This is a genomic window from Yersinia rochesterensis (genome assembly GCF_003600645.1).
In the GTDB taxonomy this organism is placed as follows: domain Bacteria; phylum Pseudomonadota; class Gammaproteobacteria; order Enterobacterales; family Enterobacteriaceae; genus Yersinia; species Yersinia rochesterensis.
This window is the reverse complement of record NZ_CP032482.1, coordinates 2,662,267-2,675,278: the sequence shown is the minus strand read 5'-3', so window position 1 is coordinate 2,675,278 and position 13,012 is coordinate 2,662,267. Positions and strand designations below refer to the sequence as shown.

Below are 13,012 nucleotides of genomic sequence, written 5' to 3'. Positions count from 1 at the left end.
ATGCGGATTAAACCAGACGATAAATGGCGTTGGTATTTTGATATCGAACATGACAGGCTCATGTTGGATTTAGCCAATGGTATGATATTTCGGTCGCGGTTCCCATCTAAGATGTTAACTCCTGACGCCTTTGATGAATCTGCATTTTGCGTTGATGATGCCGCACTTTATTTTGAATTCGAAGATCAATGCCGCCAAATTAAAATGGGCCATGAGCAACGCTCAGAATTAATATTAAATGCTTTAGTTGCATTTCGTTTTCTAAAACCATTAATGCCCAAAAGCTGGTATTTTGCACAACAGCCTAAAACGTGGGTACCACAGAATGCGGCGCTGGCCACAGTAAAAGTATTGGATAGCAGTGAAGAGATTAGTTTGTTAGTGGTTGAATCCGGTGACACCGCCAGTTTGTGTTTATTAGCGCAGCCCCAAGTTGTATTAGCTGGGCGTCAGTTGGCATTGGGTGACGCGATAAAAATAATGAATGACCGTTTGTTACCATTAGTGATTCAAGAGGTTTACACCACGACGGCCTATGACCGGGCAGTATAATCTCTTGATACTCGTCATACTTCAAGCTGCATGTGTGTTGGCTGCTCTCACTCACCCGAGTCATTGACTGGCGTCAACTCATCGGGATTCATTCGATTACCGCCTTCCTGCAACTCGAATTATCTAGAGTATATACTCGTCATACTTCAAGCTGCATGTGTGTTGGCTGCTCTCGTTATTCGTCCCGTCCATGGGCTGCCCTTCTGCGAGTCGCATTCCAATATGCTCCCGGCCGATTTGTATCTTATTTACCGCTAAGAGTAATATTTCCTTTGGGTATGCAACTGCAACAAAGTATCGTCCCGTCATTGCCAATAGCACTTTGTTTTAACGGTGCGACATCACCATCGACTAAGGTGATTCTGCAACTACCACATATTCCTGCTCGGCAAGAGTAAGGAATACGGATATTTTGTTGTTCCAGTTGTTCCAATAATACTTGCTGATTATTACCGTTAAAGCGAATGCCATTATATTCAATGGATACGGCTTTGGATTGATCTTGCGGTGCGCTAAGGCTTTCAACTACCGCGCCAGCGGCATAGGGGCGCGGTGGCTTGGTTGACAGAATTTCCACTTCGTCCCCAACTCGAATAATACCACTGTTTCTGGCCACCATATTTTGACCAAAATCGATATCACCATTCTCGGCAGTTCGGAATGTCTGTAGTGTTTGTAATGGCTCGCCCGTTGGATGTTTGCGACCGCGCTCAACACTGACGGTGGTTAATACGCAGCGGCTGCATGGCTTAACCAAATCAAAAGTAATATCGCCCACTCGGATAACCTGCCAACTGTCTTCAGCAAATGCACTCGCGCCGGTCACGACTAAATTGGGGCGGAACTGTTCCAGCTTAATACTGCCGGGGCAGCGTTGCTGTAATTCTTTAAACGAGGCTTCATTAATCAGTAGATAAGGGAAGCCATCGGCAAATGATAGCGGAATTTCCGGCATGGGTTTTACCCGCCGGGTGAGTTCCGGCCCCAGCCAGCGTAATTGTACTTCTCGCTGAAAATAGCCGCTGAGCCAGTTGTTGATAGCCGCAGGGGCAATGAGCGCGGTAAAATGATTTCCCCAAACTTCAGTCGGTTCGGCATTGGCTAAAAAATCATTAAAGCGGATACTGGCACTCTCGCCATCAGGGGCAGTGAGATATAAGCCGTCTGACATTAAGGCGGGGGTAAACATCACCATCTTTGGATATTGGCGCGCAGTAATAAAAGTGCCATCCGGTTCGGTAATCATAAATACGCGGTCAAAGGCCAATCCGCTGCTGCTGACTTGAGCATGAGAAAGCTGCAAACCACGCATGGATTTTACCGGATGAACATAGAGTCGGGAGAGGGTAATCACCATTGCCTCCGTGCGAGTATTAAATAAGAGGGAGCAACTTTATGACAAGCTGCTGGGATTAGCTATAATGCGCAACAATTTTCTTTTTGGTGATAGTGCGATATGAACTCTCTGTTTGCCAGCACGGCGCGTGGACTGGAAGAACTGTTAAAAAGCGAACTCGAAGCGCTGGGCGCTCACGACTGTAAAATAGTACAGGGTGGGGTACATTTTCAGGGCGACGATCGACTCATGTACCAAAGCCTGTTGTGGAGTCGCCTGGCTTCGCGCATTTTGTTACCGCTTAACGATTTTAAAGTATACAGTGACTTAGACTTGTACCTTGGGGTGCAGGCGATTGATTGGCCATCAATTTTTGGTGTGGATAAAACCTTTGCCGTGCATTTTAGCGGTGTGAATGACGAAATCCGCAATAGCCAGTACGGGGCCTTAAAAGTTAAAGATGCCATCGTCGATAGCTTTACCCGTAAACTGGATCAGCGCCCAACCGTGGCTAAACAGCAGCCGGATATCCGGGTGAATGTGTTCCTGCAACGGGATATGGCCAGTGTTGCGCTGGATCTCAGCGGCGAAGGGTTACATCAGCGCGGTTATCGTGATCTGACCGGTCAGGCACCGCTGAAAGAAAACCTGGCAGCGGCCATTATCCAACGTTCTGGCTGGCAGTCGGGCACCCCGATGGTCGATCCGATGTGTGGTTCTGGTACTTTGCTGATTGAAGCCGCCATGATGGCTTCAGATCGCGCCCCAGGGTTGCACCGAGCGCATTGGGGTTTTACCGCCTGGAATGCTTTTAACGAAGAGCTGTGGCGTGAATTGACCACTGAAGCGCAAGTTCGTGCGCGCCGTGGTTTGCAAGAGACAACCTCCCGCTTCTTTGGTTCTGATATTGACCGCCGCGTTATCGAGATGGCTCGGGCCAATGCCCGCCGCGCTGGGGTAGCAGAACTGATAACCTTTAATGCCAATGATGTCAGTAAGCTGGTGAATCCATTACCTGAAGGGCCTGTGGGGACGGTTATCAGTAACCCGCCTTATGGTGAGCGCATGGAAAGCGAACCGGCATTGATTGCGTTGCACAATATGCTGGGCCGCATTATGAAAAGCGCCTTCGGTGGCTGGCGTTTATCCCTGTTCAGTGCCTCGCCGGAACTGCTGAGTTGCTTGCAATTGCGCGCCGAACGCGAATTCAAAGCGAAGAATGGCCCATTGGATTGCGTGCAGAAAAATTACCAATTAGCAGCCAATCCACAGGGAGCTGCGGGTGTTCAGGTCGCTGAGGATTATGCCAACCGTCTGCGTAAGAATGTGAAAAAACTGGATAAATGGGCTAAACAGCAGGGCATTGAATGCTACCGCTTGTATGATGCCGATTTGCCGGATTATAACGTGGCCGTTGACCGCTATGGCAGCAAAGTCGTGGTGCAAGAGTATGCGCCGCCGAAAACCATTGATGCACAAAAAGCGCGTCAGCGCCTGTTTGATGTGATTAATGCGACTTTGGCGGTGCTGAATCTGCCATCCAACCAGTTGGTGTTGAAAACACGTGAACGCCAGAAAGGCAAAAACCAATACGAGAAATTGGCGCAGAAAGGCGAGTTCCTGCTGGTGAGTGAATATAATGCCAAGCTATGGGTTAACCTGACTGATTACCTTGATACTGGCCTGTTCCTTGACCACCGCATTGCTCGTCAGATGCTGGGCAAAATGAGTCAGGGTAAAGATTTTCTTAACCTGTTTGCTTATACCGGTACTGCCAGTGTCCATGCCGGGCTGGGCGGTGCGCGCAGTACCACGACGGTTGATATGTCGCGGACTTATCTGGAGTGGGCTGAGAAGAACCTACGGGCCAATGGTTTAACTGGCCAGCAACACCGCCTTATTCAGGCTGATTGCCTCTCTTGGCTAAGTAACACCGATGAGCAATTCGATGTGATCTTTATTGATCCACCGACATTCTCCAACTCTAAGCGAATGGAGACCACCTTTGATGTTCAGCGCGATCATTTAGTGCTGATGAAAGAACTTAAACGGTTACTGCGCCGTAAGGGAACAATCATGTTCTCGAACAATAAGCGCGGTTTCCAGATGGATTTGGACGGGATAAAAGCGTTGGGATTGGAAGCGAAAGAAATCACCGCACAAACACAATCTGAAGACTTTGCCCGCAATCGTCAAATCCACAACTGTTGGCTGGTTACCCACAGCCACGAGGAAAAGTAGAAACTATGTCGTTAATTAGCATGTCCGGTGCTTGGCTGTCGTTCAGCGATGCACCTTTATTAGATAATACTGAATTGCATATTGAGCCAAACGAGCGTGTTTGTCTGGTGGGCCGTAATGGCGCGGGCAAATCTACCTTGCTGAAAATTCTGAGCAAAGAAATTGCATTGGATGATGGCCGGATAACTTATGAGCAGGATTTGATTGTCGCACGTCTGCAACAAGATCCTCCGCGCAATGTAGCCGGAACCGTGTTTGATTTTGTTGCAGAAGGCGTACAAGAACAAGCCGAGCATCTGAAAGCTTATCATGCCACCCTGCATCAGGTTGAACTTGACCCGAGCGAAAAAAACCTTAATCGCCTGGCGGCATTGCAGGAAATTCTGGACCATCAGGGGCTATGGCAATTAGACAGCCGTATTCAGGAAGTATTGGTTCAGTTGGGTTTATCAGCCGATGCGGAGCTTTCATCTCTGTCGGGTGGTTGGTTGCGTAAAGCGGCATTAGGTCGCGCATTGGTTAGCTCACCAAAAGTGCTGCTGCTGGATGAACCGACTAACCATTTGGATATCGAAACCATTAACTGGCTGGAAGGTTTCCTGAAAGATTTCCAGGGCAGCATTGTCTTTATTTCCCATGACCGTTCCTTTATTCGTGCGATGGCAACACGTATTGTTGACCTGGATCGCGGCAAATTGGTGTCATGGCCGGGTAATTACGAACTGTATCTTGCCAGCAAAGAAGAAGCACTGCGGGTTGAAGAGCTGCAAAATGCGGAATTTGACCGCAAATTAGCGCAAGAGGAAGTGTGGATTCGCCAAGGAATCAAAGCACGACGTACCCGTAATGAGGGCCGTGTTCGCGCCCTGAAAGCGCTGCGGATGGAGCGTTCAGAGCGTCGTGAAGTGATGGGCACCGCCAAGATGCAAGTAGAAGAAACTGTGCGTTCGGGCAAAATTGTCTTTGATCTGGAAAATGTTAACTATCAGGTTGATGGCAAAGTGTTGGTGAAAGATTTCACCGCACAAGTACAGCGTGGCGACAAAATCGCGCTGGTGGGGCCGAATGGTTGTGGTAAAACCACCTTGCTGAAACTGATGCTCGGTCAGCTTAAAGCCGACAGCGGTAAAGTGCATTGCGGAACCAAATTGGAAGTGGCCTATTTTGACCAGCATCGTGCAGAGCTTGATCCAGAGCGCACGGTGATGGATAACCTGGCCGAAGGTAAGCAGGAAGTGATGGTCAATGGCCGTTCACGCCATGTTCTGGGCTATCTGCAAGACTTCTTGTTCCACCCGAAACGCGCCATGACCCCCGTGAAAGCGTTGTCTGGTGGTGAGCGTAACCGCCTGTTATTGGCTAAGTTATTCCTTAAGCCAAGCAACTTGTTGATCCTCGATGAACCGACCAACGATCTGGATGTGGAAACACTGGAACTGTTGGAAGAAATGGTTGATAGCTATCAGGGCACCGTATTGCTGGTTAGCCATGATCGTCAATTCGTGGATAACTCAGTAACAGAGTGCTGGATTTTTGAAGGTAATGGTCAAATCAGTAGCTTTGTGGGCGGTTATTATGATGCTCACCAGCAGCGCGCTGAGGCAAAACCTATTCGTCAAGTGGCGGCTAAAGTTGAAGAAACCAAAGCGGCTGCACCGGTGAAAAACAATACCCCGGCAGCAAAACGCCCCGGCAAACTGAGCTATAACTTGCAGCGCGAGCTGGATCAGTTACCGCAGCAGCTAGAAAAACTGGAAAATGAAATCAGTAGCTTACAGGCCGAGGTCAGCCATGCAGATTTCTTCTCCCGTCCGCATGCAGAGACGCAACAGGTTTTGCAAGCATTAGCTGATGCCGAACAGGCACTAGAAGTTGCATTTAGCCGCTGGGAAGAGCTGGAAGCTCAGAAAAACGGCTAAATGGTGTTTCGCCGCTCAATTAAATGATGTGCTATACGATAGTATGCCTATTGTTATATTAGTATCGTGACAATGTGATACTTAATATACCCAATAGATTTCAATGTGCAGGAAGGCGGCAAGCGAGAGAACCCCGATGAGCTTATATCAGTAAGTGATTCGGGTGACGAGAACAGCCAACACACCTGCGCGTTGAAAGATAAAGGGATAGACAGTTCAGCCGTGAGGGATTCGATATTGTGTTCTGTAATTCAGCCTGAGCACGGCGAGCACTCTGGGCAATCAGGGGACGTCATCCTGTGCCGGCAGTGCGATATGTCAGTGGCCTTACCCCCTTTGCCATACGGCACCAAAGCGGTATGTCCGCGTTGTAAAACCACACTGACTGCGCGGTGGGATGAACCACGTAAGCGCCCGGTGGGTTATGCTATCAGCGCATTGTTTATGTTATTGCTGGCTAATATGTTTCCCTTCGTCAACATGCGTGTGGCGGGGATCACCAGCGAAATAACGTTGATCCAAATATCCAAAGTGATGGTGGCAGATAACTATGCCAGCATGGCAACGTTATTTATGGTTCTGGTTCAATTGATACCCGCTTTCTGCATGGTGGCTATTATCCTGCTTTGTCTGCGGGTGCGCATGCCGCACCGGTGGAAAGCACTGATGGCAAAAGCATTATTCCAATTTAAAACCTGGTGCATGGTGGAGATTTTCCTCGCCGGCGTGCTGGTTAGTTTTGTCAAACTGATGGCCTATGGTGAAATCGGCATCGGCAGCAGCTTTGTCCCTTATTGTTTATTCTGCTTATTACAAGTGCGCGCTTTCCAATGTGTTGACCGCCATTGGATGTGGCAAGATATTGCCCCCGCACCGGCGTTACCTCACCCACTTATTGCGGGCCGAACGGGCTTACGCCAAGGTCTGCGTTCTTGCTCGTGCTGCACTGCAATCTTGCCGCAAGCTCAGGTGGAATGTCCGCGTTGTCATACTCATGGTTATATCCGTCGCCGCAATAGCTTACAGTGGACTATGGCATTATTAGTCACGTCTATCTTGTTGTATATTCCAGCCAACTTAATGCCCATTATGATCACCGAAAGTTTGGGGAACCAGATGAACTCCACCATCATGGCGGGGGTGGTTTTCTTGTGGAGCGAAGGTTCATATCCAGTGGCGTTGGTGATTTTTATTGCCAGTATTATGGTGCCATCATTAAAAATGTTGGCGATCGGTTGGTTATGTTGGGATGCAAAAGGCAAAGGTAATACCGACACCGAACGGATGCATTTTATTTATGAAATAGTGGAGTTTGTTGGTCGCTGGTCAATGATTGATGTCTTTGTTATCGCGGTGCTGTCGTCATTGGTGCGTATCGGGCAACTGATGAGTATCTATCCGGCGATTGGTGCGCTGCTATTTGCCATGGTGGTTATCCTGACCATGTTTGCTGCATTAACCTTCGATCCGCGTTTAACTTGGGATCGGATAAGTGAAACAACCCAAAAGGAGCCGCAAGGTGACGGACAATAATCCCAGCCAGGGTGTGGCGGAAATTGAAAAAATCAAGCGCTGGTCCCCGGTGTGGATCATCCCCATTGTCACTGCGCTGATTGGCGCATGGATACTGTTTTATCATTTTAGCCATCAGGGGCCACAGGTGGTGATGACCACTTTGAATGCTGAGGGTATTGAAGCCGGTAAAACAAAAATAAAGAGCCGCAGCGTGGATGTTGGCATTGTTGAGCAGGTCACTCTGAGTGAAGATCTTAACCATGTTATCGTGCAGGCGCGGTTAAATTCCGGCATGAATACCTTGTTGCACAGTGACACGGTTTTCTGGGTGGTTAAGCCGCAGATTGGTCGTGAGGGGGTTTCCGGTCTGGGAACCTTGCTTTCAGGGGCCTACATTGAGTTACAACCTGGTAGCAAAGGTAAGGCACTTCATGAGTTCACCTTGCTCGATTCCCCGCCATTGGCCTCACCGGATGCTAAAGGGATTCGTATTACACTCGATAGCGAACGAGCCGGGCAGTTGAATGCAGGTGATCCGGTCTTATTCCGTGGCTATCGCGTCGGTTCAGTGGAAACTAGCACCTTTGATGCTAAATCACGCCTGATGCGTTATCAGTTATTTATTGGTGCGCCTTATGACGGTTTGGTCACTAGCAATGTCCGGTTCTGGAAAGACAGTGGCGTAGCAGTCGACCTCTCCTCACAGGGGATGCGGGTTGAAATGGCATCGCTGGCGACTTTGCTCAGTGGCGGAGTCAGCTTTGATGTGCCAGAGGGTGTGGATTTGGGTAAACCAATCACACAAGATAAGGCTGAGTTCAAACTGTTTGATAACCGCAGTAGCATCCAGAACTCGCTGTACACCGAACATGAAGATTTCTTATTATTCTTCTCCGATTCTGTGCGAGGTTTGCAGGCGGGAGCACCAGTTGAATTCCGTGGTATTCGTATCGGTACTGTCGGGGATGTTCCTTTCTTCGCCGAAGGGATGAGACAGCGCGTTGATAATGACTTCCGCATTCCGGTGCTAATCCGCATTGAGCCAGGCCGTTTCCGCGAGGACTTAGGCCCGGATGCCAATTTTGAGCAAATCTTGAAAACCGCCAAAGAACGCGGTCTGCGTGCATCTTTGAAATCAGGTAACTTGTTGACTGGCGCACTGTTTGTCGATCTGGATTTCTATCCAGATGCCAAACCGTGGAAAGGGCCAATGGAAGTGGCGGGCTATCCGTTGTTGCCAACTGTCAGTGGTGGCTTGGCGCAAATTCAGCAAAAAGTGATGCAAACGTTGGATAAGGTTAATAATCTGCCGTTGGATCCTATGGTCAAAGAAGTCACCAAAACACTGGCTGAAAGCCAAAAAACCATGCGTGAAACTCAGAAAACCTTGGAATCATTGACCGCGATTACCTCCAGCCCGGCGATGCAAGATCTGCCCAAAGATCTGCAAAAGACCTTGAATGAGTTGAATCGCAGTATGAAAGGTTTCCAGCCAGGTTCACCCGCCTATAATAAAATGGTGGGTGATATGCAGCGGTTAGATCAGGTCTTGCGTGAATTACAACCAGTATTGCGTACGCTGAATGAAAAGAGTAATGCACTGGTATTTGAAGCGGCAGGAAGTCAGGACCCTCAGCCTAAGAAGGCCAAAAAATGATGAAATGGATGGCAGTTATCGCAGCGCTATTACTCAGTGCATGCAGCAGCACACCGAGCAAAACCTATTATCAGCTACCGGCACTCAGTGCGCCAGCAACCGCGACTAGCAGTGTGGCATCGCGGCAATTGTGGGTTGAACATGTGGGAGTCGCTGATTATCTGGCGGCGGCGGGTTTGGTGTATCAAACCAACGATGTGCAGTATGTGATTGCCAGCAACAACCTTTGGGCCAGCCCATTGGACCAGCAATTGCAGCAAACTCTGGTCACTAATCTGAGCAGTGCGCTGCCGGGCTGGTTGGTGTCTTCACAACCACTTGATAGCGATCAGGATGTCCTCAATGTCACTGTCACCGGGTTCCACGGCCGTTATGATGGCCGAGCTATCATCCGTGGCGTGTGGATACTCAAACATCAGGGGCAGCTGATTAAGCAGCCGTTCGATTTAGAGATCAAACAAAGTGACGATGGTTATGATGCACTGATCCGTACTTTGGCCGAGGGTTGGCAGCAGGAAGCCAAGACAATTGCGGTGCAGTTACAAAACGCTCAGTAATATTTTATCTTAAATAAATCTAACCCTCTTTCGGTAGTCATACTTATATGATACCGGAAGAGGGTTTTTTATTTAAAATCAACCAGATAACATTCATTGTTTCAAATCAATCACTTAGCCAATTCAGTGTGCATAGTTCACAAATATGATATTGGCGTGAATTTTGCGCATTGCTTTTCTGTTTCCTAAGGTCTATCACTTAATTGTGGCTGAACATAAATTAGCCACTGTTTTCTTTCCACCAGACCGAAATATGAGGGAAACGAGGCATGAAGAGACAGAAAAGAGATCGCTTGGAAAGGGCATTGTCACGAGGCTATCAAGCAGGTATTTCAGGGCGTTCAAGAGAAATTTGCCCCTATCAAGCTTTAGACGCCAGATCGCATTGGTTAGGAGGTTGGCGACAAGCCATGGAGGACAGGGCTGTGACCGCTTAAGCGGCTCTCTGTCAGACTAAGGGATAACCTCCGCTTTATGCGTATATTGCGGAGGTTGTTGTTTTTACTCTTTGTCTTTGGCACCGCAGCGTTGTTGGCTGCTCTCGTGCACCCGAATCATTGACTGGCGTCAACTCATCGGGATTTACTCGTTTGCCGCCTTGCTGCAACACCAATGACTTTGAGTAACACTCTCGTTGTTGCTTGGCATCGCAGCGTTGTTGGCTGCTCTCGTGCACCTGGGCTATTCAGCCCAGCGCTTCAGTAGGATGCTGGCATTCACACCACCAAAACCAAAACCATTTGATAGTGCATAGGTCATTTCATGAGGCTGTGCTTGACCTGCAATTATATTCAGCCCTTGAGCCGCTGGATCCAGATTTTCCAGATTAAGTGTTGCCGGCACGATTTGGTCACGTAATGCTAGCACGGTGAAGATAGTTTCCAACCCGCCAGCAGCACCTAGCAAGTGGCCAGTGGCCGATTTTGTTGAGGTTACCGCTAGTGTATTACCCTCACCAAACAAGTGCTTAATGGCATTGATTTCACCCAAATCGCCTACTGGCGTTGAGGTTGCATGAGCATTGAGATGCTGAACCTGTGCAGGAGTTATTCCCGCCTGACGTAATGCAATTTTCATTGCACGATATGCACCGTCACCGTCTTCCGCACCCGAGGTCATATGGTAGGCATCGGCACTGGTGCCGTAGCCGACAATCTCTGCTAATGGTTTTGCGCCCCGCGCCAGAGCATGTTCCAGCTCTTCAATAATCAGCAAACCGGCACCTTCACCCATCACAAAGCCATCCCGGGCACTGTCGAATGGCCGAGAGGCTTTTTCGGGCGCATGATTAGAACCGGTTGATAATGCGCGTGCGGCCGCAAAGCCCGCCAAACTGACTTTATCAATCGCGGCTTCAGCACCACCGCACAAAGCAATATCAGCTTCATCATTGCGGATCAAACGCACCGCATCGCCGATCGCCTGAACTCCAGCTGCACAGGCAGTGACTGGCGCACCAATCGGCCCTTTGAAATGATGTTTGATGGAGACATGACCAGCGGCCAGATTCACCAGAAATGAGGGCACGGTGAAAGGGGAGAGGCGCTTTGGCCCACGGCTATCCGTGGTTCGCACCGCATTGGCGATGGAAGGAAAACCGCCAATACCCGAACCAATGATAGTCGCGGTGCGCTCTTGCTTATCTTCACTATCGGCTTGCCAGCCAGCATGGGCAATGGCTTCATCTGCCGCGGCCATAGCAAACTCAATAAAACGATCCATTTTCTTTTGATCTTTCGGTGCAACAGCTTTATCAGGATCAAAGCCAGCTTCAGGATCGTCTGCAATTGTGGGAACTTGCCCACCAATCTTTGCCGGTAAATCACCTACAATTTCGTCTGGCAGAATACGGATACCCGATTTCCCGGCTAATAGACGCCGCCATACAGCGTCGATACCGCAGCCTAATGGGGAAACCACACCCATTCCTGTAATTACTACACGGCGCATATTCATTATTTTTCCTTTGGAGACTCAATTGAATAGGGGGAATACTTGGCATTGGTTGAGTTTTTCTCACGCATCAATGCCAACCGTTTATTAATTATATCGCTCCTGACCGAACCTGCCGCGAGGGTGACATCCTCTGCACAGATAGGTCGTCGAGTCGCATTGTCCAGTAATATGGGTTCGACAGGGGCACCGCTCCGGCGATCGGTGAGTATGGCTGCCGGGCCATCCGGCGCAAAATGTTGATTACCCCAATGAAACAAGGCAGCGATCACTGGGAAGAAATCATTACCACGTTCAGTCAATAAGTATTCATAGCGGGCGGGGCGAGAATGATAAAGCTGTTTCTTCAGGATGCCACTTTCCACCAAATATTTAAGGCGGCGGGTGAGGATCGTGGGTGAAAGCTGCAAACTTTGCTGAAATTCATCAAACCGTGTTAACCCCTGAAAAGCATCACGGATGATCAGTATGCTCCACCATTCGCCTACCCGTTCGAGAGAGCGCGCCACCGGGCAAGGCATATCTTGAAAGTGAGTTCTTTGCATATCACTCCTCGGATGATTTTTGTGGGCATAGAGAGCTGCCGCCAAAGCTAAACATTAGTCACTACATTTATTGTAGTGACTAATGTTTAAAAAAATGCCATTGGCATCATAATAATGGTGCAGGGGGTTAACAGCCCCTGCACCAGAAGTATTAGAAAGCAGCAGTGTCTTTAAACAGGCCCACTTTCAAGTCGGTGGCGGTATAAATAACTTTGCCATCAACTAATACTTCGCCATCAGCCACACCCATAATCAGTTTACGCATAATAATGCGTTTAAAATTAATACGGTATGTCACTTTTTTGGCATCTGGCAGAACTTGCCCGGTAAATTTCACTTCACCGACACCGAGTGCGCGGCCTTTGCCTTCGCCACCCAACCAGCCAAGATAGAAACCAACCAATTGCCACATAGCATCAAGGCCCAAGCAGCCAGGCATTACCGGGTCACCAATAAAGTGGCAACCGAAGAACCATAGGTCCGGATTAATATCCAGTTCCGCTTCCACATAACCTTTGCCATAGGTGCCGCCGTCTTCTGTCATTTTGACGACACGATCCATCATTAACATATTTCCTGCTGGCAATGGTGGACCGCCAGCGCCAAACAGCTCGCCACGGCCTGATGCTTCAAGGTCTTCTTTTGTATAGGATTCGCGTTTATCTACCATGTTCTCAGTAAGCCTTATTTTAATGAAGTGCGCACAATAGCGTACACCTGTACGCTGAACAAGTCCG

Annotated in this window: 11 protein-coding genes; 7 read left to right on the top strand and 4 right to left on the bottom strand. The window is 48.9% G+C overall.

Annotated elements, in window-relative coordinates; all coding sequences use genetic code 11:
- Window positions 1-552 carry a cell division protein ZapC gene (locus DXZ79_RS12585; protein WP_038632151.1) on the top strand — a complete coding sequence of 184 codons (552 nt, stop codon included), beginning with the start codon at window positions 1-3 and terminating at the stop codon, window positions 550-552.
- A gap of 244 nt (window positions 553-796) precedes the next feature.
- On the opposite strand, the gene DXZ79_RS12580 is transcribed toward DXZ79_RS12585, so the two are convergent.
- The gene (locus DXZ79_RS12580; RefSeq protein ID WP_072088972.1) at window positions 797-1,909 is read right to left on the bottom strand and encodes a YcbX family protein; all 1,113 of its coding nucleotides are present in this window, start codon (window positions 1,907-1,909) and stop codon (window positions 797-799) included.
- 99 nt (window positions 1,910-2,008) lie between these two features.
- Here DXZ79_RS12580 and rlmKL point away from each other — a divergent pair, with 99 nt between their 5' ends.
- The 6 genes from rlmKL to rmf all read left to right on the top strand — a co-directional run bounded on the left by rlmKL (window position 2,009) and on the right by rmf (window position 10,214).
- The gene (rlmKL, locus tag DXZ79_RS12575) at window positions 2,009-4,129 is read left to right on the top strand and encodes a bifunctional 23S rRNA (guanine(2069)-N(7))-methyltransferase RlmK/23S rRNA (guanine(2445)-N(2))-methyltransferase RlmL (protein WP_038632153.1); all 2,121 of its coding nucleotides are present in this window, start codon (window positions 2,009-2,011) and stop codon (window positions 4,127-4,129) included.
- 5 nt (window positions 4,130-4,134) lie between these two features.
- Window positions 4,135-6,048 (top strand): ABC transporter ATP-binding protein, encoded by a 1,914-nt coding sequence (locus tag DXZ79_RS12570; RefSeq protein ID WP_038632155.1) that lies wholly within the window; start codon window positions 4,135-4,137, stop codon window positions 6,046-6,048.
- A 237-nt stretch (window positions 6,049-6,285) separates the two neighbouring features.
- A complete protein-coding gene (pqiA, locus tag DXZ79_RS12565; protein WP_071841711.1) occupies window positions 6,286-7,581 on the top strand; it encodes a membrane integrity-associated transporter subunit PqiA in 1,296 nt (431 codons plus the stop codon).
- A complete protein-coding gene (pqiB, locus tag DXZ79_RS12560; protein WP_050291284.1) occupies window positions 7,568-9,220 on the top strand; it encodes an intermembrane transport protein PqiB in 1,653 nt (550 codons plus the stop codon). Before pqiA ends, pqiB begins: the two co-directional genes overlap by 14 nt.
- Window positions 9,217-9,777, top strand: coding sequence for a membrane integrity-associated transporter subunit PqiC (gene pqiC, locus DXZ79_RS12555; RefSeq protein WP_038632161.1), 561 nt, complete (start codon window positions 9,217-9,219; stop codon window positions 9,775-9,777). The genes pqiB and pqiC overlap by 4 nt, the downstream gene beginning before the upstream one ends.
- A 269-nt stretch (window positions 9,778-10,046) precedes the next feature.
- The gene (gene rmf / locus DXZ79_RS12550; RefSeq protein WP_005170911.1) at window positions 10,047-10,214 is read left to right on the top strand and encodes a ribosome modulation factor; all 168 of its coding nucleotides are present in this window, start codon (window positions 10,047-10,049) and stop codon (window positions 10,212-10,214) included.
- A 244-nt stretch (window positions 10,215-10,458) separates the two neighbouring features.
- Here rmf and fabF read toward each other — a convergent pair whose 3' ends face one another.
- The 3 genes from fabF to fabA all read right to left on the bottom strand — a co-directional run bounded on the left by fabF (window position 10,459) and on the right by fabA (window position 12,945).
- Window positions 10,459-11,733 carry a beta-ketoacyl-ACP synthase II gene (gene fabF / locus DXZ79_RS12540; RefSeq protein ID WP_038632163.1) on the bottom strand — a complete coding sequence of 425 codons (1,275 nt, stop codon included), beginning with the start codon at window positions 11,731-11,733 and terminating at the stop codon, window positions 10,459-10,461.
- Window positions 11,733-12,275: a winged helix-turn-helix transcriptional regulator gene (locus DXZ79_RS12535; RefSeq protein ID WP_038632165.1), complete on the bottom strand. Its 543-nt coding sequence runs from the start codon at window positions 12,273-12,275 to the stop codon at window positions 11,733-11,735. The genes fabF and DXZ79_RS12535 overlap by 1 nt, the downstream gene beginning before the upstream one ends.
- Before the next feature lie 151 nt (window positions 12,276-12,426).
- A complete protein-coding gene (gene fabA, locus DXZ79_RS12530; RefSeq protein WP_004873784.1) occupies window positions 12,427-12,945 on the bottom strand; it encodes a bifunctional 3-hydroxydecanoyl-ACP dehydratase/trans-2-decenoyl-ACP isomerase in 519 nt (172 codons plus the stop codon).
- Window positions 12,946-13,012 lie beyond the last annotated feature (67 nt).